A 23,963-nucleotide genomic window follows, 5' to 3' on the forward strand; every position below is an offset into this window, starting at 1 on the left:
ATGAAATGGAAAAAAAGAGGCCAGATATTTACAGTTTCAAAGGGTTTTGAAGAGATTGTATCTCATGCTTCTAACCCAGTTGCTGTTCATTTGAAAAATGATATTTATCGAATATTTTTTAGTGCAAGAAATTCATTTAACAAATCTTCAGTGTCTTATGTAGATATAAATATTCTTACATTAGAAATTGTAAATAATCCGCATGAAGTTGTTTTTTCTTATGGGGCTGATAATAGCTTTTATTCACATGGAGTAAGCATCGGTAATTTTTATACTCATGAAGAGAAGAATTATATTCTTTTTATGGGTTGGCAAATAAGAGAAAACCAACATTGGAAAGGAGAAGTTGGTAGATTAGAACTTTTAAATAAAGAAACATTAAAATTAGTTCCGTTAAAAGCTTTTATGGTAATAGACCAAGAAGATTCAATAAGTTTATCATATCCGTGGGTTACCTTTCATGATGGGGTTTACAAAATGTGGTACGGTTCTACGCTAGATTGGACTTCTGAAAATGGAGAAATGATCCATGTTATAAAATATGCGACATCTATTGATGGTGAAAATTGGGTAAAACATGGAGTGGCGATACCTTATGAAATAGGCATAGCTCAAGCATTTTCTAAGCCATCCGTGATTATAGATAATGGAGGTTATCATATGTGGTACTCTTATAGAAGTGGAAACGGAACAGCTTATAGAATTGGTTATTCGCATAGCGATGACGGAATAAATTGGCAACAACAACATAATAAAGTAGGAATTGATGTCTCTAACTCTGGATGGGATAGTGAAATGATTTGCTACCCTTTTGTTTTTCAGCATAAGAATTCTAGTTACATGCTATACAATGGAAATAATTATGGTAAAAATGGATTTGGAATCGCAATTTTAGAAAATGATAGGTTTTAATAAGCCCTATTTAACAGGGAATGAAACAAAATATATTACCGACGCGGTAGCTTCAGGTAAAATTTCGGGCAATGGAAAGTATACCCAAATGTGTCAAAATTTTTTTAAAAATCAATATGGTTTTGGAAAATGTCTTTTAACAACTTCTTGTACAGATGCATTAGAAATGGCGGCAATATTAATTGATATTCAACCTGATGATGAAGTCATAATGCCTTCATATACTTTTGTATCTACTGCTAATGCATTTGTACTGCGGGGAGCTAAAATTATTTTTGCAGATTCAAATCCAAGAAATCCAAACATTGATACTTCTAAAATTGAATCTTTAGTTACTTCTAGAACAAAAGCTATAATACCTGTACATTATGCAGGTATTGCATGCGATATGGATAGTATTATGGATATTGCTGCTCGTTATAATTTATTTGTAATTGAAGATGCTGCACAAGCAGTAGATAGTTTTTATACAGGTAAAGACGGAAAAAAAAAAGCATTAGGATCTATAGGTCATTTAGCAGCTTTTTCGTTTCATGAAACCAAAAATATTATTTCTGGAGAAGGCGGAATGTTAGTTGTAAATGATTTACAGTTTGCTGATAGAGCAGAAATTATTTGGGAAAAAGGAACTAATCGAGCTGCATTTTTTAGAGGAGAAGTAGATAAATACGGATGGGTAGATATAGGATCTTCATTTTTGCCTTCAGAGGTTATTGCAGCTTTTTTATGGGCGCAAATAGAGTGTCTAGATGAAATTCAAAATAAAAGAAAACAGATTTGGAATCAATATTATAATGGATTTAAAAACCGGTCAAATAATTTTAAATTGCCTGAAATTCCAGCATATGCTACCAATAATGCACATATGTTTTACTTAGTTTTTGATTCCTTAGAAAAAAGAACAGCCTGTTTAGATCGTTTAAAAAGTAATGGGGTAAATGCTGTTTTTCATTATTTAAGTTTACATAAAAGCTCATTTTATACTTTAAAATATCTGGGTAATGATTTACCAATGTCTGATTTATATTCCGATACTTTGTTAAGATTACCAATGTATTATGAGCTTTCAGAAAATGATATTAAATTTATTCTAGATGCAGTAAAAAATGAGTAAAATTAAAATACTTTGGGTCGTTTATGATTTTGTACAAGCAGGTGGACAAAGATATGTATATGAAATCTGTAAGGCGCTTGATAAGCAAAAATATCAGATTGATTTACTTCAGGTAAATGCTATTAATAACGATAAAAATTGGAAAAATGAATATTATTATGAGCCTACTATTGATTTAGGATGTAGAATATTTAGTTTGGTAGATATTTATGATAAATCAATTAAGAAATTAACACCTTTTCAAAAAAATATTAATAAGATATTAAAAAGAGTTACGCTAAAAACAATCTTTAAAGACCATTCTATACAAAACGAACAGAGTATTTTGAAAGATTTATTTTCTGAATATAAATTCATAAATTTTTCGGGTATTTCTGTATATGATACAGTTTGCGTAAATAAAGGATTATATTTTACAAACGGAATAGTACATATTTTGACAGCTAAATTTCAAGGGATTGATATTTATAAAGGTTTCAATAAACAATTGCATTATAATTTTGTTTCAGGTTTTGAACCAGAAATTTTAAAATACGAATTAAACGAGTTTAAAACGTATAAGCACACATATTTGCCACTAAGTTTAGAATGTAAGCCATTTACAGCAGGCTTTGATCCAAGCAGAACTAGATTAGTAATAGGGGTATTTACAAGATTATCTTTTATGAAACCTCTTGATCCTTATTTTTACGCGTTAAAGTTATTATTGGAAGAAGGAGTAGATGTAGAATTAAAAATTTATGGCGCGGGAGATCCCGTTGCCCTTGGGTTTATTAGACAATTAGAATACTTGTATATTAAAGACCGAGTGTTTTTTTGTGGCCATTCGGACTCCATAACAAATACTTTATGTGATGAAAAATTTGATCTAATATGGTTTCAGGCATCAAATACTCAATTGGCAGGATATGCAGCTTTAGAAATTGCAATTGGTGGTGTACCGCAAGTTTTATGGGATTTTAATAAATTAGACAATAAAACGGAGACTGATACTTTTTTTAAAAGTTTTACAAATCTAACAAAGTTTGTATCCTACACAAAAGATCTATTATCGTCAAAAGATAAATTAAAAAATTTAGGATTACAACAGCAGGATTATGTTTTAGAACATCATTCTATTACTAAAAATATTTCACTTTTAGACGTCATTTATGCAGATTGATAATTTTACAAACATTCCTTTTAACATACATAACTTAGATCGTTTTTATATTAGAACATCAATATTTAACGCTATAATAAATGTGATTCCTTTTTTTTCAGGGAAATTGCTGGATGTAGGTTGTGGTAAAATGCCTTACAAAGAACATATTTTAAAAAATAGTGAAGTAAAAGATTATGTAGGCTTAGATATTGAAAATGCATTAATATACGACCAGGAGATAAAGCCAGATTTTACTTGGAAAGGAACAGTTATGCCTTTTGAAAAAGAGATCTTTGATTGTGCATTTGCGACAGAAGTTTTAGAACATTGCCCCGAGCCTGAAATTATCCTGAATGAAATTAACAGGGTTTTAAAACCAAATGGAATTTTCTTTTTTACCGTTCCATTTTTATGGAATTTACATGAAGTTCCACATGATGAATATCGATATACACCTTTTTCTTTAGAGCGACATCTCATCAATTCAGGGTTTAAAAATATAAGAATCAAAGCTATGGGGGGATGGCACGCATCAATGGCACAAATGTTAGGTTTATGGGTAAGAAGAAGCCCGATGTCCAAAAGGAAAAGAAAATATTTATCCTATATCTTAAAACCTGTAATGGCTTTTTTAATTAAAATGGATAAAAACGCAACTATTGATTTTGTAGAAGGTCAAATGATAACCGGATTATATGGAACTGCAAAAAAGTAGAATAGCGATGATATCGCCCTCTATAAATGTATACTCTGAAACTTTTATTCAAGAGCAAAAAAATGGACTAAAAGGCAGGGTGTTTTATTATTTTGGAGGAGAAATTCCTCAATATTTAGAAGGGTTTGGAAAATTAGGAACTCGTTATACAGCGTGGTCAATAAAGTTGAAACGGAAATTAGGTCTAAAAACTTTTTCATTTGCAGAAACAGCTTTGATACATTCTCTTAAAAAAAATAAAATTGAAGTTGTTTTGGCGCAATATGGTACGACTGCCCATAGAATTGTAAAAATATGTAAACATATTGATATTCCTCTTATAACTCATTTTCATGGCTATGATGCATCTGTCAAAAGTGTTATTGCAGATTGCAATCAATACAAAGAGGTTTTTAATTATAGTTCATACATAATAGTCGTTTCGAAAAAAATGGAAATGCATTTGCAAAATTTAGGATGTAGTTCAGAAAAATTGATATACAATACCTATGGACCAAGTACACTATTTCTAGAACAAATACCACAGTTTTCAAATCAAATTTTTTTAGGGATTGGAAGATTTGTAAATAAAAAAGCTCCTTACTATACAATCCTTGCATTTAAAAAAGTACATGATCAATTTCCAGATTCGAAATTGATTATTGCAGGTACGGGAGAATTATATGAGCCATGTGTAAATTTAATTAGATATTTGAAGCTTGAAGATTCTGTTTCTTTACCCGGAATCATTGATAGAAACCAATTTTTAAATTATCTTCAAAAAGCTTTAGCGTTTGTACAGCATTCTATTACAGCAATAAACGGTGATCAAGAAGGAACTCCAGTAGCTATATTAGAAGCAAGTGCAGCTGGCCTGCCCGTAATATCAACAATGCATGCAGGTATTCCTGATGTAATAATAGATAATCACACAGGTTTTTTAATAGAAGAACACGATGTTGATGCAATGGCAGAAAAAATGAAAATACTTTTAGAAAATAAGGATCTTGCGGAACAATTTGGTAATAATGGAAAAGAGCACATAAAAAATAATTTTACATTGAAAAAACATTTAGATGTTATTGATGATTTAATTAAAAAGGCAATTAACAATACTCATGGATAATTTTCTAGTTTCTATAATAATTCCGACTTATAATCGAGGACATCTTATCGCAGAAACGCTTAATAGTATTAGCTCACAAATCTATACCAATTGGGAATGTATTATTGTAGACGATGGATCTGATGATAATACAGAAGAAGTAATCAGCGAATATGTTAAAAGTGATTCACGTTTTCAATTTCATCATCGTCCAGCCAATAAACCAAAAGGAGGAAATGCTGCTAGAAATTATGGTTTTGAACTAAGTAAAGGAGACTATGTAAATTGGTTTGATGATGACGATATTATGTTGGAAAATTTTATTGCTAATAAAATACTTCAAATAGGAAATAATATAAATATTATCTTTTGCTCAGGATATATTGTTGATGAATTTTTGAAAGGTGAAGAGTTACTTAAGCTAGAAATCAAAGAATTTCTTTACAAAGATTATGTTCTATGGAATTTTCAAGTTATAACAAACTCAGTTCTGTTTAAAAGAAGTTTTTTACAAGATAAAGTATTGTTTCTGGATTTTCTCACCAGAGGGCAAGAAAACGAGTTGTTGTCGAGACTATTGTTTAAAATGCCAAAAGAATCATACAAATATATTGATGAACCATTATTTTTGTATAGACAGCACGATGTTACAAAAACGCAGCAAAACAAAAGCTATATTTTTAAAAATAAAGAATCACAAGCGTACACTTATATAGCTAATTTTAGACGTGGAATAAACTTGAAGGATAAAGTTTTGGTAGATTTTTTTTATTACCATCTAATGGTATTATACTTTACATCTTATGAAAATAATCATAGGGAAAATAGAATATTCATTAATAAACACATTACGAAATCAGTATATAAAAATATTAGCAATTGGGACATAATATTGTGTTTCAATTTTCTGACTATTTTAAATATTAATAGTTATAAAATTTACAAATATTTGTCTTCCAAAAGATTTTACTTCAAAAAATGATTCCAAAAATCATACATTATTGCTGGTTTGGGAAAAAAAGAAAACCCAAAATGGTTAGAGATTGTATAATCTCTTGGGAAAAACATCTGCCAGATTATCAGATCATAGAATGGAACGAAAAAAATACCAATTTTTCGCATCCATTTGTTAAAGAAGCCTATCAAAAAAAAAAATGGGCTTTTGTTTCAGATTATATACGTTTGGAAAAAATTGAGCAAATCGGGGGTATTTATTTGGATACAGATGTAATGATAATTAAAAATTTAGATGTTTTTTTAGAACAAGATTGTTTTTTTGGCGCAGAGGATAAAAATTTTATTAACGCTGCATTATTTGGAGCTTTGCCCCAAAATAGTTTTGTAAAATCCTGTAGAGAAGAATATGATTTTCTACAATTTGAAAAAAATCAAAATTTTGGAGAAATTACAATTCCACGAATAATAACGCAAAAATTCCGTGATCACTATAATTTTAAGAATCATTTTGATACATTAGTCACTGAAAAAGAAGTTGTAATATACCCACCTTTGTATTTCTATCCTTTTCCCTATGAAGATAGAAAAGATTTGAATAATTATAAAAAATATATAAGCAATACATCTTTTGCTGTTCATTTATGGAGTTCCTCGTGGGTTGAATATTCGGAGTTTCAATATTTTGAAAATAGAGAATATCTTAAAGGTTTTTTTAAAATGATATGGTATATTTTTAACAATAGAGAATTCAAATATGTTTATTTTAGAAAAATAGGATCATCAATAAAAAAATCTTTAAGGTCGAAATAATTTGAAACTTAAAAATTTCCCTGCTATAAAAAACCGCCCTATTATGTTTGTGAGTGGTAATGGTTTGATAACTAAAACGTTTAATATATTCTTTTAAATGGATAAAAAAAATCCAATGATCACGGTTCTTATGCCAGTATATAATGTAGAATCTTTTATAAAGGAATCTATAGAAAGTGTTTTAAATCAAAGTTATTCTGATTTTGAATTGTTGATTATTGATGATGGTTCTACTGATAATTCTGTAAATAAGATTCTTGAATTATCAGATTCAAGAATAAGACTAATTAAAAAAGACAAAAATCTAGGACTTATAGACAGCTTAAATTTAGGAATTAAGCTTGCAAGAGGAAAATATATTGCCCGTATGGATGGGGATGATATAAGTACTCCTAACCGTTTTCAAAAACAATTAGATGTTTTGTTAAGCGATTCTGAAATAAAAGTTTGCGGTTGCTGGCTTCAAAGATTTGGGAATCATGGTAAAATTATTAAGCACAAAGAATTTCATGATGAAATCGTTGCTGAGCTTTTGATGCACTGCTCAATGAGTTTAGGAGCTGTAATGTTTGAAAAAAAAGCGTTAGAAAATTACCATTTTGACGAAAATAAAAAGCATGTAGAGGATTATGATTTTTGGTCTCGTGTTTCCTGGGCTTCCAAGTTATATAATATTCAGGAAGTTTTGTATCACTATAGATCGCATGACAAACAGGTGACAAAAGTGTTTTATGATATCCAGAGAAAAGGAGACATCGATATTAAATTGTTTTTGTTTAAAAAGTTAAATTATGATACTGGAGAATTCCCGAATGATTTAATAACAAGAATGATTTGGTTAACTCAAAAAATTGCGATGAAAGATTTAGTTTTGTTTTTTAAATGGATAAAACAACTAGATCATAATAATAGAAGACTAAAAATTTTTTCTCAAAAAGAATTAAGAGAAGTTCTTAGAATGATAAAGAGGAAATTGGTTTTTGAATTATATTTTGAAAAGACATCCATAGGTTTAGATAAAAAATGGCGCTTGAAAGCTCTTGCTCATTTACCTATTAATGAAATGTTTTTTGTTGTTATAGGCAAGATAAGAGAAATGCTTAAAATCAAAATGATCAATAAGTTTAATAAAAATGTAGTTCTTAAAAGTTAATTGTTTTATGGTCACATTGGTATCTGTTATTATTCCTTGTTACAACCAAGGTGTTTTTTTGAATGAAGCTTTAGAATCTGTCTATAACCAAATTTATACGGATTGGGAGTGTATCATTGTGAATGATGGCAGTACTGATAATACAGAAACTGTTGCGCAATATTGGGTAAATAAGGACAATCGATTTAAATATTTTTATAAAAATAACAGTGGAGTAAGCAGTACAAGAAATTTTGGAATTTCAAAAGCTATAGGGGAGTATATTCAATTTTTGGATTCTGATGATATCTTAGATAAAATGAAAATTCAGTTTTCTGTTGATAAATTGAAAGAAGATATGGCAGGTGAGATAGGTATGGTGGTATCAAATTTCTGCATGCTATCATCAGATTCAAAAGAAATTTTGCCTCCTTTTTGTAAACTTGAGGCTGAATTGTTCACGTTGGAAAGTTTTTTATTTAAGTGGAATGTTACTTTTTCGGTACAGATTCAATGTGGATTTTTTAAGACCATTTTTTTTGAAAATATTAGATTTCCTGAAAAATTATCTGCTCAAGAAGATTGGGTTGTTTGGATTCAGCTTTTAAAGAGTACAAAATGTATTTTTGTAGATTTACCGCTGGCTTATTACAGAATTAATCCATCAAGCAGAATGATGACTAAAGGCATCGATGACAATAATATAAAAGTATTAGATAGTTTTAGAGAGATACTCAATTATGAGGAGTATTATCAATTCTCGGTGCATCTATTAACTAGATTTTGTGAGTCTAATAAGATGTTTAGAAATAATTTACAAGTAGTCAAAAAATCAAATATTTATCAGGCAGGTCTCATGATTCGAAAAATAGTATATACAATAGGCTTAATAAGACTATCTAGATTTGTTTTTAAATTCATTTTGAGACTTAAGTCTTCATAATTTAATTTACATCAAAAGTAATGCCTAAAGTGTCTATAATAATACCAAGTTATAATCATGCTGTGTTTTTGAAGGATAGGCTTGATACTATTTTGAATCAAACGTATACAGATTGGGAAGTTATTATCATAGATGACTGTTCAACAGACAATAGTGTAGAAATTTTGACCGAATTTATAAGTCAAAATAAATCTAAAATTAAACATTTTATAGTGAATTCTGAAAATTCTGGAAGTGGCTACAAATCCTGGCAAAGAGGAATTGAATTAGCCGAAACAGAATATGTTTGGATTGCTGAAACAGATGATTATTCGGAACTAATTTTTCTTGAACAATTGGTATCGATTTTAGAATCAAATTCAGAAATTTCTTTAGCTTTTTCGGGAAGTAATTACGTTGAAAATGGCAAAATTATTTACAATTCAAATAAAAGAACGAAAGATTTAGATGTTGAAATAAATAAATATAAAGTTATTGATAGTAAAGTTTTTTTTTATCGAATGCCTTTCAATACTTATATAACGAACGGAAGTTCTGTAGTTTTTAGAAAACCTAAACTAGAAATTCCATTAGAATTGTTCAATAATAGGTTATGTTCGGATATTTTTCTTTGGTCATATTTACTACAAAATACTTCTTTTGCTTTCCTAAATAAAAATTTAAATTTCTTTAGAAAGCATGAAGGGTCAACATCATCGTATTTACAAAAAAATAAACTTGAAAGTGTTTATCATGAGAAAGCTAGGTATTTGAATTATTTTGAGCAAACAGATAAGTATAATCAATTTTTAGATCATTATATAAAGTACTATATTTGGAATTATAAAAAAGATTTTTTAAATACATCGAGTATTCAAAAAATTCAATCGGATAAAAAATTAAAAGTGCTATATTTTTATAAATTGATTCTATTTTTTGTTTCTAAATTTTTGAACAAATGATAACTCCATTGATTACAGTCATTATACCAACATTTAACCGAGAGGAATATCTCGAAAATGCTATCGAATCTGTAGTGAATCAATCCTATGGAAATATTGAAATATTGGTAATTGATGACGGTTCCGACAATAATTATGCTGAAACAATTTGCAATAAATATCCAAATTGCACCTATTTTTATAAACAAAATGGCGGATTATCATCGGCAAGAAATTATGGAATTAATTTGTCTAAAGGTGAATACATAGCTTTTTTGGATGATGATGATTTTTGGAAAAGTTCAAAAATTGAAAAACAAATAAAGATATTACTTGAAAATCCATCTGTTGATTGTGTACATTCATCTGCTGCAGTAGTGGATGAAAAAGGAAGTCTGACTGGAAAATATATTGGGGCAAATCCAAATAAAATTTGCAAAAGATCTGGTTATGTGTTCTGGAACGCATTGGGAGTTTGGGTTGTCAAGTCGCCTACTCCTTTAATTAGAAAAAAGGTCTTTCAACCGGATTTACTTTTTGATGAAACAATTAAAGTAGGTGAAGATGTTGACTTTTATCAACGAATGTTTTATCGGCATAAAGTTTTTTACATTGATGAACCATTAGCTTTTTACAGAGAATATCATAACATTAATAGGCTTTCTATTCAAAGAGAAAAATATATTGGTATAGAAAAAAAGATGTTTTTGAATTTTAGAAAGATGGGAATTAAAAATCTATTTATTTTACATTTTATAGTAATAAAACTTTTGAAAAAAGCTATTAAAAAGAATAATTCTTTATATCCTGAGACAAAAAAAACAATCTCCATAATAAATATTTATTTTCGACCTCGTTATTTTTTGAATCGCTATTTTTGACGATACTATTGCAATGAGATTGCTGAAGCAACTGTAACGGTTTTGTTTTGTAACAATATAAACATTCTGCTTTATTTATACTCAATCTAATCGTTTCCAAAGGTGATGGAGTAAAGATTGGGTTATTTAATAGTTTATAATTGGTATTATTTCAGAATTTAACTTTAATTGATAATTTTAAAACTTTGGATTTTAATTTAAAAGAAAAAACAAACTTTGAGTTTGTTAAATTATTTGCAAGAAAATTTGATATCGGCATTAATGATGAGATTTTAGATAAAATTGATGTTTTTCATTCTCAAATCAATAAAAAAAATGAGAGTAGGTTTTAACCCTAATAAAGATAAACTTCAGGAGAAAAATGATTTTTTTCATCAAGTTGTTGTTCCCGTTTACATACCTAATCATGAAGGTTATTTCAAAGATAGTTTTAAAATACTGCAATATTGTATGGAATCTCTTTTTAAAACATGTCATCCTAAAACCTACATAACAGTTGTAAATAATGGAAGCTGTATTGAGGTGATAAATTACTTAGGTGATTTGTATCGAGAGGGAAAAATCCAAGAACAGATTCATACCTCAGCTATAGGGAAATTAAATGCAGTTTTAAAAGGGCTGGCAGGGCATAATTTTGATTTGATAACTATTAGCGATGCCGATGTATTATTTTTAAATAATTGGCAAAAAGAAACGTATACTGTTTTCGAGAATTTTAAAAAGGCAGGTGTAGTTAGTCCAGTTCCTTCTTCAAAAATGTTAAAACAATTTACAGAAAATATTTATTTAGATAATTTCTTTTCTAACCGTTTGAAATTTACTAATACAATAAACAAGGAGAGCCTCAAGATGTTTGCCACAAGTATAGGAAATACAGATTTTTATAAGGATATTCATTTAAATAAAAATTTGACTATTTCTAATAATGGTGCGAGCGCTGTCGTTGGAGCAGGGCATTTTATAGCAACTTACAAAGGAAAGTGTTTTGACGATATTAAGAATCGATTTTCATGTTTTAGTCTTGGAGGAGACAGTGAAAAAATTTTATTAGATAAACCAGCTGAGGATAAAGGATATTGGAGATTGTCAACACCAGGGAATTACGCATACCATATGGGAAATGTATTTGAAGATTGGATGTTAGAAATATTTTTTGAAATTGAAAAAAACAAAGCCGAGATTAAAATTCCGAATAATTTAATCAATAAACCTAATACATACTTAAGACCTTTTGCAAGGTTTTTTTTTAGAATAATAAGTCAAAAAAAAATTTGGTTATTATTTTTAAGATACAAAGGATTATCTAAAGAAGAAGCTAACCAATATTAAAATGCAAAAATTCATAAAAAAAATACTGTACTATTTTTTAAATTCTATTGAAAAAACAGATAAGGTAATCTTTTCAGGGTTTTCAAGAGGTTTACAAAATGTAAATTTTGAAGGGAAAAATGCCGTTCCTGACCGTTGCAATTTTTCGGGAACTATAAAAATAGGTTACGCTACAACTTTAGGTTATAATAATCTTCTTGTAGGCAATATTATTATTGGGAAATATTGTCAAATTGGAGCTGACGTAGCTTTACATGCTACTAATCATCCTATTTCTTCAATGACGACTTATGTAAATAAAAATTTATTCGAAGGTGAACTTCAAACATTAAAAGAGGAAAATGAGATTGTCATAGGAAATGATGTTTGGATTGGTCATAGTGTAATTATTGTAGGGAATGTGGTTGTAGGAAATGGAGCTATATTAGCATCTGGATGTGTTGTTACAAAAGATGTTCCACCATATACTATAGTTGCTGGCGTACCGGCAAAAACAGTTAGAAAACGTTTTTCCGACACTATCATTAAAGAAATTGAAGTTTTGCAATGGTGGGATTTATCCAAATCTGAATTGGAAAATATAAAGCCACTCTTTTTTAAAAATTTCTCAAACAAACATAGCATTTATGAATAAACCATATATTATTGCAGAAATCGGCCAAGCCCACGATGGCAGTTTAGGTATCTTATATTCATATATGGATGCCTTAGCTTCAACAGGTGTGAATGCAGTAAAATTCCAGATGCATATTGCGGAAGCAGAAAGCAGTGAGCATGAACCTTTCCGTGTACAATTTTCATTAGAAGACAAAACACGATTTGACTATTGGAAACGTATGGGATTTACGTTGGAACAATGGAAAGGAATTAAGCTATATTGTGAAAATTTAGGGCTTGATTTTATTTGTTCGCCTTTTAGTAATCTGGCAGTAGATTGGCTGGAAGAATTGGGAGTGAAACAATATAAAATAGGTTCAGGTGAAGTTAATAATTTTTTGATTTTAGAAAAAATTTCTCAAACAAAAAAGCCTGTTATTCTTTCATCAGGAATGAGTTCATATGATGAGTTAGATCAAACAGTTGCCTTTTTAAAAGAAAGAAATGTTGATTTTTCAATTCTGCAATGTACAACGGCTTATCCAACTCATCCCGAACAATATGGTTTGAATGTGATTCAGGAATTACAAAAAAAATATCATGTGCCAATTGGCTTTTCGGATCACTCGGCACGATTAGAAACTTGTATTGCTGCTACAGTTTTAGGTGCAGAAATATTGGAATTTCATGTTGTTTTTGATAGGCAAATTTTTGGACCTGATTCAAAATCTTCTTTGACAATTTCAGAAATCAGAGATTTAGTTGTTGCAGTGCGTAATATTAAGAAATCATTAGATTTTCCAATTGATAAAAAATCGAATGAGAGCTTTTCTTCCTTAAAACAAATTTTCGAAAAATCATTAGCCATCAATAAAAATTTACCCAAAAACCATATTGTGACTTTTGAAGATTTAGAAGCGAAAAAACCAAAAGGTTTTGGAATAGATGCTTCGAAATTTAGGGAGGTTATTGGTAAAAAGCTTATTTTTGGCAAAAATCAATGGGATTTTTTAAAGGACGAAGACATACAATGAGTAAAAGAAAAATTGCCGTAGTGATTACGGCACGCCCCTCCTATAGCAGAGTGAAAACGGTTTTATCTGCAATTGATCAACATCCGGATTTAGAACTGCAATTAATTGTGGCTGCATCAGCATTGTTGGATCGTTATGGTTCAGCAGTGAATTATATAGAAAAAGATGGTTTTATAATTAGTGCAAAGGTATTTAATGTTTTGGAGGGAGAAAATCTGACTGCTGCCGCTAAAACGACTGGCATCGGAATTCTGGAATTATCTACTGTTTTTGACAATTTGAAACCCGATATTGTTGTAACTGTTGCTGATCGTTTTGAAACGATGGCAACCGCTATAGCTGCTTCTTATATGAATATTCCATTGGCACATATTCAGGGAGGAGAAGTTACAGGAAACATTGACGAAAAAGTCCGTCATGCCATTACCAAATTGTCTGACTATCATTTTGTAGCTTCAGAAAGTGCAAAAGAAAGAGTAATAAAATTGGGTGAAAATCCTGATTTTATTTTCAACACAGGCTGTCCTTCTATCGACATTGCTTCGAAAATTAATAGTATAAAAGGATTGAATTTTAACCCGTATCAAAAATATGGCGGTGTTGGAGGAGAACCTGATTTAGCTAATGGTTTTCTAGTTGTTATGCAGCATCCCGTGACAACTGAATACCAAAATTCTAGAAAACATATTGAAGAAACTCTTAAAGCTGTAAACGAAATGAATATGCCTACCTTATGGTTTTGGCCTAATGTTGATGCGGGTGCAGATGGTACTTCTACGGGAATTAGAGCTTTTCGTGAACACAATAAATTGACGAATGTTCACTTTTTTAAGAATATGGAAAGCAGTGATTTTCTAATTTTACTCAATAATGCCAAAGCTTTAATTGGAAATTCTAGTGTTGGAATCCGAGAATGTGCTTATCTAGGTGTTCCAGTTGTTAATGTAGGTTCCAGACAAAATAAACGTGACCGGGGTAATAACGTAATTGATGTGGATTACACAAAAGACGAAATAATTGAAGCGATTAATACTATTATAAAAAACGGGAAACCCCAAATTTCATCTATTTATGGAGGAGGAAGCGCCGGTTTAACTATAGCTGAATTATTAGTGAAAGTGCCATTGCAGTTTCATAAAACAATAATGTATTAAATATAAGCTATGATTTCAGTACTAATAAGAAATAAAAATGAAGCAAATTCTCTGGTAAATGCTTTGTTGAGTATTAAAAAACAAAAATTTAATCTGCCCTATGAAATAGTTATCATTGATGATGCTTCTACGGATAATTCCAGAGAAATAGCAAATGAATTTGGTTGTAAAGTCGTAAAATTAGATAAAAAATTTTCCTATGGATATGCACTAAATTTTGGACTAAAATATTGTCAATATGAAATTGTTCTATTGTTGAGTTCTCATAATATACTTTTATCAAGTGATTTTTTTGAAAATTTCATGGATTATTTTAAGGACTCATCCATTGTGGGAGTTAGATGTACACCAGTTTTTAATACAAATCAAATTTTACAATCTATTAAAAATGATTTGATAATTAGTAAAAACAATTATGTACACGAAAAGGATTGGCAAAATCTTATAGTTGCAAATTGCTCGGCGATTCGGAAAAGTGTTGCCATTCAAATTCCTTTCAATGAAACTATTAGATCAAATGAAGAAAAACTTTGGGCACTCGATGTTATGGAAAAAGGATATAGTTTAAGATCGAATGTGCCATGTTATTTTTTATATAATAGAAAAAACAAATATACTGTTGATATAAGGGATCATATTTCTAAATATCAAGTAGACGGAATTAGTCCGCTCAAACCATCACGTTTCATAAGTGTTTTTTTTAAATCAATTCCTTGGATTCTTAAGATCGCTTGGGATAGATGGTTTCAAAGAATTCATTTTTATTGGGAATTAGCAAAAATTTCTCGAAGATTTGAAAAAGGAAAATATAATTAAAAATGAAAGTCTTAGCCATTATTCCAGCAAGAGGAGGCTCTAAAGGAGTACCTCGGAAAAATGTCCAATTATTAGGTGGAATACCTTTAATTGTACATGCTATAAATTGTGCAAAAGCATCATCAAAGGTTACCAAAATTATTATATCAACTGATTCTGAAGAAATTGCAACGATTGCAAAAGAAAACAATTATGAAGTTATAATGCGACCCGATGAACTGGCAAGTGATACAAGCAATGTTGTGCATACAGTTGAACATGTTTATAAAACATTGAATGAAGATTTTGATATAATTGTTTTACTTCAGCCAACTTCTCCATTAAGAACGGGAAAAGATTTAGATAGCATAATAACAATGTTTGAAAGAAATACTAAACTTGATGGTATAATTAGTGTTGTCCCTTTTGACGATTTACATCCTGCAAGAATGTATAATTTAGGTACAAATAATGAATTAGTTTCATTTATAGAAAATGGTGAATCAAGCCGAAGACAAGATTTAAATCCTGTTTATTATCGAAATGGATGTTTTTATGCTGTAACGAGCCAATCATTTTTTGCAGAAAAATCATTTATGGTAAAAAATAAGGAAGCGTACATCATGAATCCTGAATGGCTTATTAATATAGATACTCCAAGAGATTTCAAAATAGCATCAATAATCTATGAAGAATGGAAAAATGAAAATTTTAATTACTGAATCGGAAGATTTTAGTCAAGATGCTATTAATGAACTTCAAAAATACTTTGAAGTAACAAAGTTCAATCTCGATTTTATAGAAGAATTAACAGAAATTATAGCTGATTTTGATTTTTTATTTGTTAGACTCCGATTTAAACTAACCAAAGAAATTCTCGAAAAAGCACCGAAGTTAAAATACATATTAACAGCAACTACAGGTTTAGATCATATAGATGCTGATTATTTTGAAAGCATTGGAGGGAGAATAATTTCACTCAAAGGGGAAACACAGTTTTTAGGAACAATTCCTTCAACGGCGGAGCACACATGGGCATTATTAATGGCTATGTTAAAAAAAATTCCCGCAGCATTTGATGATGTAAAAAAAGGGAATTGGAACAGAGATAATTTTAAAGGGAATAATTTTAAAGGTAAAAATATTGGAATATTAGGAATGGGAAGAGTAGGAAAACAAGTAGCAGATTTTGCCGAAGTTTTTCAATTGAATGTTGGTTATTATGATACTCATTCCGTCAAATCTAAGTTTAAAAGTTTTAAATCTCCAATCGAATTGTTTGCTTGGTCTGATATTATCAGCATTCATATTCCTTATAACTCTGAAAACGATAATTTTATTGATGCGCAACTCTTGCAAAGTTGCAACCCAAATGCAATTTTAATTAATACCTCGCGAGGAAATGTGTGGGATGAAAAAGCCATTATTGAATTATTGGAAAAGAAGAAAATAAAAGGAGTAGCAACAGATGTATTGCAAAATGAATTTGACAAGACGGCTATATTTACCAATCCATTAATTAAGTTAGCAAAAAAAAATAGTAATATAATTATTACACCTCATATTGCTGGAGCTAGTTATGAATCGATGCAAATAACTGAGGAATTTATTGTAGAAAAATTTATAAGAATCATGAAATGTGTGGAATAGCAGGGATTTTGGGCGTAGACCCTAAAAATGTTTCAACTATCCAATTGATGCTTGAAGTACAAAAACATCGAGGACCAGATGCTACGCAATTTTGGAATGATGAAAAAGTGGTCTTAGGTCACAATCGATTGAGTATAATAGATTTGTCAGACGAAGCAAATCAGCCCATAATTAGCAGTTGCGGAAATTATATCATTGTTTTTAATGGTGAAATTTATAATTATCTAGAGCTCAAAAAAGAATTAACATCTTATTCTTTTTCCACGACTTCTGATACTGAGGTTTTATTGGCGGCATACATTCAATGGAATTCTAAAATGCTAGACAAACTCAACGGAATGTTCAGTTTTGCTATTTGGAATAAAAAAAACAATACTTTTTTTGCTGCTCGTGATAGATTTGGCGTAAAACCATTTTATTATGCTTTTTTCGAAAACCAATTTTATTTTTCAAGTGAGTTAAAAGCACTTTTTGAGGCTGGAATTACTAAAAATCATAATCAAAAAGTTTGGGCCAATTATTTTACTTTTGGAAGCTATGGATTGCCAGATGAAACTTTTTATGAGGATATTCAGCAATTAAAAGCGGGATATTTTTTAGAAATTAAATTTTCTGAAAATATAAATTTTAAAGCTCTTCAACCTAAGTTATGGTACGATTTTCCAAAGCGTGTTTCAAAAATCAAACGGATGCCAAAAGAAGAATTAAAAATATATTATGAACAATTGTTAAAAGATGCTATTCGACTTCGTTTTAGAGCGGATGTTTCTTTAGGGATGAATGTTAGTGGTGGCTTGGATTCTTCAACTTTAATTAATTTAGTACATCGAAATCTACCTCCTCATAAAAATATTGAAGCCTTTACATTTTATTCTAATAATGAAAATTATGATGAATTGCCATGGGTAAATGAATTGATGAAATCAACACCTTATGAACTCAATAAAGTGCTTTTAGAGTATAATGAAATTCCAGAATTAATTAAAAAAGTAAGTTATTATCAAGATGAACCTTTTGGTGGATTTCCTACTTTGGCATACAGTTTATTATTTCAATTGGCTAGGCAAAAGGGAATTAAAGTGATTCTTGATGGGCAAGGAATGGATGAAGCTTGGGCAGGATATGATTACTATCACAATAAAAGCAATAATGTCATTCAGGGAGTTACTTCAAGCCCAGTCCGTCCAGAAGTATTATTAAGAGAATTTGGAAACTTGGCAGAAAAAGAATCATACGAGCGACCTTTTGATAGTGATTTGCAGAATCTACAATATCGGGATTTATTTTATACAAAAATCCCGAGAGCATTACGATTTAATGACAGAATTAGTATGATGCATAGTACGGAATTACGCGAACCATTTTTAGATTATAGATTGGTAGAGCTGGCTTTTGCACAAAATGATACTATGAAAATACATAATGGACAAACCAAATGGCTATTAAGAGATTTGGTAAAAGGATATTTGGGGGACACTGTTGCATTAGCTCCTAAAAGGGCTTTGCAAACGCCCCAAAGAGAATGGATTTCGCATGAATTGAAACCTTATTTTTCTGAACAAATAGAACAGTTTTCAAAAATGGATTTTGTAGATAGTAAACAAGTCAAAGTCATTTGGACCGACTATTGCAAGGGGAAACAGGATAATAGTTTTTATATTTGGCAATGGGTAAATAGTGTAGTATTATGATAAAAATGATATTTTGACATTCTAATTCTCAAAAATAATTTCTAAGACAATGAAATTAGACCCAAATTTTATTAAAACCATTTTAAATATTTATGTTTTTTAATTCTTTCGCTTTTACAGTTTTTTTACCAATCGTTTTTTTCTTATATTGGTTCGTTTTTAATAAAACCAAAAGCTCACAAAATGCTTTGTTAATTGCTGCAAGTTATTATTTTTATTCTTGCTGGGATTGGCGTTTTTTATTTTTATTGATTTTCTCTACATTCTTAGACTATTATACTGGTATTCGAATTGAAAAAAGCAGTGATGAAAAAAGCCGAAAGTTTTGGTTTTGGCTGAGTATTATTGTCAATTTGGGATTTTTAGGCATTTTTAAATATTATAATTTTTTCTCCGCTTCATTTGCGCAAATGTTTAGTTCAATAGGTTTTAAAGCAGGCCCCATCTTACTAGATGTAGTCTTACCAGTTGGGATATCATTTTACACCTTTCACGGATTGTCGTATGTAATTGATATTTATTACAAACGTATCAAGGCTGAATATAACTTTGTCGATTATTCTTTATTTGTTAGTTATTTTCCGCTTTTGGTAGCGGGTCCTATTGAGAGAGCTACTCATTTATTGCCAGAAATAAAAGTTAAACGAGAATTTAATTTAGAGAAAGCTAAAGAAGGAGTTTGTCAGATTATTTGGGGTTTGGTAAAAAAGGTTGTTATTGCCGATACTTGTGCTACGTATGCTAATGCCATTTTCGACAATTACACATCAGTTAATTCTTTATCATTGATTTTAGGAGCAATTTATTTTGCATTTCAGATTTATGGCGATTTTTCAGGATACTCAGATATGGCTTTAGGAATGTCAAAATTGTTTGGATTGGATCTACTACGTAATTTTAATTACCCTTATTTCTCAAGAGATATAGCTGAGTTTTGGAGGCGTTGGCATATTTCGCTTTCGTCTTGGTTTCGTGATTATTTATATATTCCTTTAGGCGGAAGCAAAGGAGGTACTTGGATGAAAATCAGGAATACCTTTATCATTTTTGTAGTCAGCGGTTTTTGGCATGGAGCCAATTGGACTTATGTGGTTTGGGGATTTATAAATGCCCTGTACTTTCTGCCTTTACTTTTATCTAACAGCAATCGAAATAACATGGATACCATTCAGCTGAAATTCAATTTCGATTCTGTAAAAGTAATACTGAGTATTTTATATACTTTTTTGCTAACCTGTGTTGCCTGGGTATTTTTTAGGGCAAAAACCATAACTGATGCAATTCTATATTTAAAACTTATTATTACTAATAGAGATTTTTCTTTTCAATTTTTAGCTAATGAGCGTTACAATTATGAATTGTTGCTTATGATTGTTGTGTTTGTTGTAGTCGAATGGAATAATAGAAATAGAACTGAACCGCTTTCGGGTAAAAAAAGCATATTCAAATTAGCTTTGGCAATAACGTCGATATTGGCGTTCGGAACGTATTCAGATTATAAGGAATTTATATATTTTCAATTTTAATGAAGCATTTTTTAATTTTTGTAACCAAAATTATAGTCCTAACGATTTTAATTGCAACTGTTTTAGACGGACTTTATACCCGTGTTTTTTTACACTCTAAGAATAGAGGAAAAGTAGAAACTGTTTTTAACTCAAAAGCAAAAAAATATGATGTTGTCATTTTGGGTTCATCACGTGCCAATAATCATTTTGTTGCACAAATGTTTGAAGATAAAGGGTTAAAAACCTTTAATTACGGAATGAGTGGAGGCCATTTATTTGAAGCTTCTTTACTATTGAAACTGATGATTGAAAGAAAATATCAAATTAAAAATATAATTCTTGAAGCTGATCTAAATTTGTCCAATGATAAACAAGCAGAAGGAATAGCAGCTTTATTTTTACCTTATATTCATAATTCGGAAATTATAAAAAAGCATTTTGAATTACAGAATGATTTTTACACACTTTATTATATTCCGTTTTATAGATATATTAAATATGATAATAAAATTGGATTAAGGGAGACTTTTTTTACCGCAATTCATAAAAAAACCAGTATTTTGGACAACAAAGGATATTATCCATTAAAGAAAAACAAAGGTAATATGAAAAACAATATTGTTGCTCTAAATCCTTTGCCTCACAATAAATATTACGAAGAAATTAAAAATATCTGCAAAGCTAACAATATTAAGTTTACTGCCATAATGACCCCTATGTGTGAAAATGTTAAAGGGATGAATTATTTTGACAAAGTAAAAAGGGCCTATCCTGAAATTCATAATTATGAAAATGCAGTGATAGAAGATAAATATTTTTCGTCTTGTGGGCATATGAATGATGAAGGTGCTAGATTATTTACTGCAAAAATTATTAATGATTTTTTTTAATCAATATCTTATTAAATTATTAAAAGTAACAATGTAATGGAGGAAAATAATAACAAGATTTTATTACTATTTCCAGATGGAGTAGGTGTCAGAAATTATCTTTATTCAGAAGTGTTTAAAGAAATAAAAGACAATTTGATTTTGTTTCATAATTTTGATCCAGAAACTATAAAGGTAATTAAGGAAGATGTTTCAATTGGTGATACAATTACTATTCCTGTCTATAATGAATCTATTAAGGAGAAATTTTTAAGAGAATTAATTTGTCTTTCGCGGCTGTATTCTAATGCGGAAAAAGTTGATAATAAAGCTGTACTTGCTTACTGGAATTGGAATCAAAAAACATTTTCAAAAAAGATATTTTATAATTTAATTCAAAGAATAGCTCCTTTTTTAAAAAATTATGCTGTAATCTTAAAATTAGAAAGAAAATATCAAAAACTAATTCGCCAAAATCCTTTTTATGATGAGGTAAAAGTTATTTTGAAAAAAGTTCAGCCAAGAATTGTTTTTTGTTCTCATCAACGCTCTTTAAAAGCGGCAACGATTTTTGCAGCTGCAAAAGACTTAGGAATTACAACTACAACTGTAATTTATTCCTGGGATAATTTACCTAAAGCTCGTATGGCTCTTCTGGCTGACAATTATTTGGTATGGTCGGAATATATGAAAAAAGAAATGGAACTGTATTATCCTGAAGTTTCGAGAAAATGTATTCATATTACGGGTAGTCCTCAATTTGAGTTTTATGAAGATGAAAACAATATAATTAAAAAGGAAACTTTCTATAAGGAATATGATTTAGATCCAAATAAAAAAATTATTTGTTTTTCGGGTGACGATACTTTAACATCTCCAGATGATCCAAGCTACTTAAAAGATATTGCCCAAGAAATTACAAAAGCGAATCTACAGGATGAATATCAAATTTTATTAAGAAGATGTCCAGTAGATTTTTCGGGAAGATTTGAATCTGTTGTAAATGAATATAAAGATTTAATAAAAGAAGCCACTCCTTTATGGCACTTTAATTCTTCAAAACATTGGAGTGCTATTTATCCATATTTTGATGATGTAAAATTATTGGTTAGTACCGCTTTTTATTCTGATATAGTTGTTAATGTAGGTTCAACAATGGCTTTTGATTTTGCAATGTTTAATAAACCATGTATATTTATTAATTATGACCAAGAAAATAAGAATGTTAAAGATTGGTCCGTAAAAACTATTTATCAATTCCAGCATTTTAGAAGTATGCCAAATAATAATACTGTTGTTTGGCTGAATAGCAAAGAGGAAATTATTGAAAAGGTAATTATTAAAAAAAGTTGTAGCTTGGAAATGAATCAATGGAAAGAAATTGTACTAGATGATTATAAAAGAGCTTCAAAAAAAATACAGGAAATAATTAAAATTAATTAAATGCACATCTGTTTCTTAACAAACGAATATCCAAAAGAAGGATTCCCACATGGAGGAATAGGTAGTTTTGTCAAAACGTTGGCTGTAGAGTTGAATATTAAAGGAATCGAAGTATCAGTTATTGGAATAAACTATACTCATAATGATGAAATTGAAATAGCGGATGGTATTAAAATATACAGATTAAGAAAAAGTAAAATAAAAGGTCTTTTTTCTTGGTATTTTAATTTCAAAGCCATCAATAAAAAAATTAAAGAAATTCATAAGAATAATCCTATAAGTGTTGTTGAAACTTCGGAGCTTGGTCTTGCTTTTATTTCAAAAATAAAAGATATTAAATATATTATCAGGCTTCATGGAGGTCATCATTTTTTTGCCGAATGCGAAAATAGAAAAATCAATAAATGGAAAGGTTTTCAAGAAAAAAAATCCTTTAAAAAAAGTGATGCTTTTGTCGCTGTTTCTCAGTATGTCAAAAGTCATACTGAAAAATTTTTGAGTTATAATGGAAAACCAGTCGAGTATATTAATTATCCAATTAATACTGAATTTTTTAAACCCTCTGAAAAAATAATAGTTGATCAGAAAATTGTTTTTGCTGGTACGGTTTGTGAAAAAAAAGGAATACGCCAATTAATACAAGCTTTTCCAATCGTAAAGAAACAATATCCAAATGCAACATTGGAAATTTATGGTAGAGATTGGTTTTTTCCAGATAAGAGTTCCTATATACAAATGCTAAAAGAGAAGGAGTTGCCACAATTAGGAGATGTAGCAAAAGATATTCGTTTTCATGGAGCTGTTGCTTATCGGGATATTCCTTTAGCATATGCAGAAGCTTCAGTATGTGTATTTCCCTCTCATATGGAAACTCAAGGATTAGTAGCACCAGAAGCTATGGCCATGGGAAAATCCGTTGTTTTTACAAAATTAGGGCCGGGACCAGAAACTATAGAAAATTTTAAAACCGGTTTACTATGTGATCCTTATAATCTAAACGACATTGCTGAAAAAATTATATGGGTTTTTTCTAACAATGAAAAAGCTGAAGAAATGGGTAAAGTCGCTAGAGAATTTGTAATTAAAAAATATGGATTAAAAAATATTGTCCGTCAGAATATTGATTTCTATGAGTATGGAAATCATTAAACCACTTTAATTAATTATATAAAAAATAATACCCGAATAAATTTATCAGAGTTTTTGTGGCAAAAGGTATTTTTTTTGAGCAGTACTTCTAGAAATTTATTTTGGAATAACTTAAAACCCATAGATTATTTT

The 23,963-nt window shown here is 29.6% G+C and carries 24 protein-coding genes; all 24 read left to right on the forward strand.

The window, feature by feature from the left end:
* The 24 genes from EV144_RS24220 (at position 1) to EV144_RS18045 (ending at position 23,831) form a co-directional block, all read left to right on the forward strand.
* Complete coding sequence (locus EV144_RS24220) at positions 1-912, forward strand: hypothetical protein (protein WP_166670600.1); 912 nt, start codon at positions 1-3, stop codon at positions 910-912.
* On the forward strand, positions 899-2,026 hold the full coding sequence (gene rffA / locus EV144_RS17935; RefSeq protein ID WP_134150531.1) for a dTDP-4-amino-4,6-dideoxygalactose transaminase: 1,128 nt from the start codon (positions 899-901) through the stop codon (positions 2,024-2,026). Before EV144_RS24220 ends, rffA begins: the two co-directional genes overlap by 14 nt.
* On the forward strand, positions 2,019-3,188 hold the full coding sequence (locus tag EV144_RS17940) for a glycosyltransferase (protein ID WP_134150532.1): 1,170 nt from the start codon (positions 2,019-2,021) through the stop codon (positions 3,186-3,188). The genes rffA and EV144_RS17940 overlap by 8 nt, the downstream gene beginning before the upstream one ends.
* Positions 3,178-3,885: a class I SAM-dependent methyltransferase gene (locus EV144_RS17945; protein WP_243854703.1), complete on the forward strand. Its 708-nt coding sequence runs from the start codon at positions 3,178-3,180 to the stop codon at positions 3,883-3,885. Before EV144_RS17940 ends, EV144_RS17945 begins: the two co-directional genes overlap by 11 nt.
* Positions 3,866-4,990 (forward strand): glycosyltransferase, encoded by a 1,125-nt coding sequence (locus EV144_RS17950; protein ID WP_134150533.1) that lies wholly within the window; start codon positions 3,866-3,868, stop codon positions 4,988-4,990. Before EV144_RS17945 ends, EV144_RS17950 begins: the two co-directional genes overlap by 20 nt.
* Positions 4,983-5,951, forward strand: a complete 969-nt coding sequence (locus EV144_RS17955; RefSeq protein ID WP_134150534.1) for a glycosyltransferase family 2 protein — start codon at positions 4,983-4,985, stop codon at positions 5,949-5,951. Before EV144_RS17950 ends, EV144_RS17955 begins: the two co-directional genes overlap by 8 nt.
* Positions 5,948-6,736, forward strand: coding sequence for a glycosyltransferase (locus EV144_RS17960; RefSeq protein WP_134150535.1), 789 nt, complete (start codon positions 5,948-5,950; stop codon positions 6,734-6,736). The genes EV144_RS17955 and EV144_RS17960 overlap by 4 nt, the downstream gene beginning before the upstream one ends.
* A 97-nt stretch (positions 6,737-6,833) precedes the next feature.
* The gene (locus tag EV144_RS17965; RefSeq protein WP_166670601.1) at positions 6,834-7,889 is read left to right on the forward strand and encodes a glycosyltransferase family 2 protein; all 1,056 of its coding nucleotides are present in this window, start codon (positions 6,834-6,836) and stop codon (positions 7,887-7,889) included.
* A 7-nt stretch (positions 7,890-7,896) separates the two neighbouring features.
* Positions 7,897-8,811, forward strand: a complete 915-nt coding sequence (locus EV144_RS17970; RefSeq protein ID WP_134150536.1) for a glycosyltransferase family 2 protein — start codon at positions 7,897-7,899, stop codon at positions 8,809-8,811.
* A gap of 20 nt (positions 8,812-8,831) precedes the next feature.
* Entirely contained in the window at positions 8,832-9,752 is a 921-nt protein-coding gene (locus EV144_RS17975) for a glycosyltransferase family 2 protein (RefSeq protein ID WP_134150537.1), read from the forward strand.
* Complete coding sequence (locus EV144_RS17980; RefSeq protein WP_134150538.1) at positions 9,749-10,612, forward strand: glycosyltransferase family 2 protein; 864 nt, start codon at positions 9,749-9,751, stop codon at positions 10,610-10,612. The genes EV144_RS17975 and EV144_RS17980 overlap by 4 nt, the downstream gene beginning before the upstream one ends.
* Before the next feature lie 140 nt (positions 10,613-10,752).
* Positions 10,753-10,944 carry a hypothetical protein gene (locus tag EV144_RS17985; RefSeq protein WP_134150539.1) on the forward strand — a complete coding sequence of 64 codons (192 nt, stop codon included), beginning with the start codon at positions 10,753-10,755 and terminating at the stop codon, positions 10,942-10,944.
* Positions 10,928-11,941: a glycosyltransferase family A protein gene (locus tag EV144_RS17990; protein ID WP_134150540.1), complete on the forward strand. Its 1,014-nt coding sequence runs from the start codon at positions 10,928-10,930 to the stop codon at positions 11,939-11,941. Before EV144_RS17985 ends, EV144_RS17990 begins: the two co-directional genes overlap by 17 nt.
* A 1-nt stretch (position 11,942) precedes the next feature.
* Positions 11,943-12,575 (forward strand): CatB-related O-acetyltransferase, encoded by a 633-nt coding sequence (locus tag EV144_RS24285; protein ID WP_134150541.1) that lies wholly within the window; start codon positions 11,943-11,945, stop codon positions 12,573-12,575.
* On the forward strand, positions 12,568-13,572 hold the full coding sequence (locus EV144_RS18000) for an N-acetylneuraminate synthase family protein (RefSeq protein ID WP_134150542.1): 1,005 nt from the start codon (positions 12,568-12,570) through the stop codon (positions 13,570-13,572). The genes EV144_RS24285 and EV144_RS18000 overlap by 8 nt, the downstream gene beginning before the upstream one ends.
* Positions 13,569-14,726, forward strand: a complete 1,158-nt coding sequence (gene neuC / locus EV144_RS18005; protein WP_134150543.1) for a UDP-N-acetylglucosamine 2-epimerase — start codon at positions 13,569-13,571, stop codon at positions 14,724-14,726. The genes EV144_RS18000 and neuC overlap by 4 nt, the downstream gene beginning before the upstream one ends.
* Before the next feature lie 9 nt (positions 14,727-14,735).
* Positions 14,736-15,542, forward strand: a complete 807-nt coding sequence (locus EV144_RS18010; protein WP_134150544.1) for a glycosyltransferase family 2 protein — start codon at positions 14,736-14,738, stop codon at positions 15,540-15,542.
* A gap of 2 nt (positions 15,543-15,544) precedes the next feature.
* On the forward strand, positions 15,545-16,243 hold the full coding sequence (locus EV144_RS18015; protein ID WP_134150545.1) for a cytidylyltransferase domain-containing protein: 699 nt from the start codon (positions 15,545-15,547) through the stop codon (positions 16,241-16,243).
* Positions 16,209-17,171, forward strand: a complete 963-nt coding sequence (locus EV144_RS18020; RefSeq protein ID WP_134150546.1) for an NAD(P)-dependent oxidoreductase — start codon at positions 16,209-16,211, stop codon at positions 17,169-17,171. Before EV144_RS18015 ends, EV144_RS18020 begins: the two co-directional genes overlap by 35 nt.
* A complete protein-coding gene (gene asnB, locus EV144_RS18025) occupies positions 17,159-18,862 on the forward strand; it encodes an asparagine synthase (glutamine-hydrolyzing) (RefSeq protein ID WP_134150547.1) in 1,704 nt (567 codons plus the stop codon). Before EV144_RS18020 ends, asnB begins: the two co-directional genes overlap by 13 nt.
* 92 nt (positions 18,863-18,954) lie before the next feature.
* Positions 18,955-20,388: an MBOAT family O-acyltransferase gene (locus EV144_RS18030; protein ID WP_134150548.1), complete on the forward strand. Its 1,434-nt coding sequence runs from the start codon at positions 18,955-18,957 to the stop codon at positions 20,386-20,388.
* The gene (locus EV144_RS18035) at positions 20,388-21,260 is read left to right on the forward strand and encodes a hypothetical protein (protein WP_134150549.1); all 873 of its coding nucleotides are present in this window, start codon (positions 20,388-20,390) and stop codon (positions 21,258-21,260) included. Before EV144_RS18030 ends, EV144_RS18035 begins: the two co-directional genes overlap by 1 nt.
* A 36-nt stretch (positions 21,261-21,296) precedes the next feature.
* On the forward strand, positions 21,297-22,682 hold the full coding sequence (locus EV144_RS18040) for a CDP-glycerol glycerophosphotransferase family protein (RefSeq protein WP_134150550.1): 1,386 nt from the start codon (positions 21,297-21,299) through the stop codon (positions 22,680-22,682).
* Positions 22,683-23,831, forward strand: coding sequence for a glycosyltransferase family 4 protein (locus EV144_RS18045; RefSeq protein ID WP_134150551.1), 1,149 nt, complete (start codon positions 22,683-22,685; stop codon positions 23,829-23,831).
* The last annotated feature ends 132 nt before the right edge of the window (positions 23,832-23,963 follow it).

Origin of the sequence: Flavobacterium sp. 270 (genome assembly GCF_004368785.1) — a bacterium.
Classification (GTDB): domain Bacteria; phylum Bacteroidota; class Bacteroidia; order Flavobacteriales; family Flavobacteriaceae; genus Flavobacterium.

What these genes read in the sequence shown, in the direction of transcription:
- EV144_RS17975 (WP_134150537.1), top strand. Translation starts at nt 8,832, where the DNA reads ATGCCTAAAGTGTCTATAATAATACCAAGTTATAATCATGCTGTGTTT.
- EV144_RS18010 (WP_134150544.1), top strand. Translation starts at nt 14,736, where the DNA reads ATGATTTCAGTACTAATAAGAAATAAAAATGAAGCAAATTCTCTGGTA.
- neuC (WP_134150543.1), top strand. Translation starts at nt 13,569, where the DNA reads ATGAGTAAAAGAAAAATTGCCGTAGTGATTACGGCACGCCCCTCCTAT.
- EV144_RS18040 (WP_134150550.1), top strand. Translation starts at nt 21,297, where the DNA reads ATGGAGGAAAATAATAACAAGATTTTATTACTATTTCCAGATGGAGTA.
- EV144_RS18045 (WP_134150551.1), top strand. Translation starts at nt 22,683, where the DNA reads ATGCACATCTGTTTCTTAACAAACGAATATCCAAAAGAAGGATTCCCA.
- asnB (WP_134150547.1), top strand. Translation starts at nt 17,159, where the DNA reads ATGTGTGGAATAGCAGGGATTTTGGGCGTAGACCCTAAAAATGTTTCA.
- EV144_RS17960 (WP_134150535.1), top strand. Translation starts at nt 5,948, where the DNA reads ATGATTCCAAAAATCATACATTATTGCTGGTTTGGGAAAAAAAGAAAA.
- EV144_RS18015 (WP_134150545.1), top strand. Translation starts at nt 15,545, where the DNA reads ATGAAAGTCTTAGCCATTATTCCAGCAAGAGGAGGCTCTAAAGGAGTA.
- EV144_RS17945 (WP_243854703.1), top strand. Translation starts at nt 3,178, where the DNA reads ATGCAGATTGATAATTTTACAAACATTCCTTTTAACATACATAACTTA.
- EV144_RS24220 (WP_166670600.1), top strand. Translation starts at nt 1, where the DNA reads ATGAAATGGAAAAAAAGAGGCCAGATATTTACAGTTTCAAAGGGTTTT.
- EV144_RS18000 (WP_134150542.1), top strand. Translation starts at nt 12,568, where the DNA reads ATGAATAAACCATATATTATTGCAGAAATCGGCCAAGCCCACGATGGC.
- EV144_RS24285 (WP_134150541.1), top strand. Translation starts at nt 11,943, where the DNA reads ATGCAAAAATTCATAAAAAAAATACTGTACTATTTTTTAAATTCTATT.
- EV144_RS18030 (WP_134150548.1), top strand. Translation starts at nt 18,955, where the DNA reads ATGTTTTTTAATTCTTTCGCTTTTACAGTTTTTTTACCAATCGTTTTT.
- EV144_RS18020 (WP_134150546.1), top strand. Translation starts at nt 16,209, where the DNA reads ATGAAGAATGGAAAAATGAAAATTTTAATTACTGAATCGGAAGATTTT.
- EV144_RS18035 (WP_134150549.1), top strand. Translation starts at nt 20,388, where the DNA reads ATGAAGCATTTTTTAATTTTTGTAACCAAAATTATAGTCCTAACGATT.
- EV144_RS17980 (WP_134150538.1), top strand. Translation starts at nt 9,749, where the DNA reads ATGATAACTCCATTGATTACAGTCATTATACCAACATTTAACCGAGAG.
- rffA (WP_134150531.1), top strand. Translation starts at nt 899, where the DNA reads ATGATAGGTTTTAATAAGCCCTATTTAACAGGGAATGAAACAAAATAT.
- EV144_RS17940 (WP_134150532.1), top strand. Translation starts at nt 2,019, where the DNA reads ATGAGTAAAATTAAAATACTTTGGGTCGTTTATGATTTTGTACAAGCA.
- EV144_RS17955 (WP_134150534.1), top strand. Translation starts at nt 4,983, where the DNA reads ATGGATAATTTTCTAGTTTCTATAATAATTCCGACTTATAATCGAGGA.
- EV144_RS17965 (WP_166670601.1), top strand. Translation starts at nt 6,834, where the DNA reads ATGGATAAAAAAAATCCAATGATCACGGTTCTTATGCCAGTATATAAT.
- EV144_RS17990 (WP_134150540.1), top strand. Translation starts at nt 10,928, where the DNA reads ATGAGAGTAGGTTTTAACCCTAATAAAGATAAACTTCAGGAGAAAAAT.
- EV144_RS17950 (WP_134150533.1), top strand. Translation starts at nt 3,866, where the DNA reads ATGGAACTGCAAAAAAGTAGAATAGCGATGATATCGCCCTCTATAAAT.
- EV144_RS17970 (WP_134150536.1), top strand. Translation starts at nt 7,897, where the DNA reads ATGGTCACATTGGTATCTGTTATTATTCCTTGTTACAACCAAGGTGTT.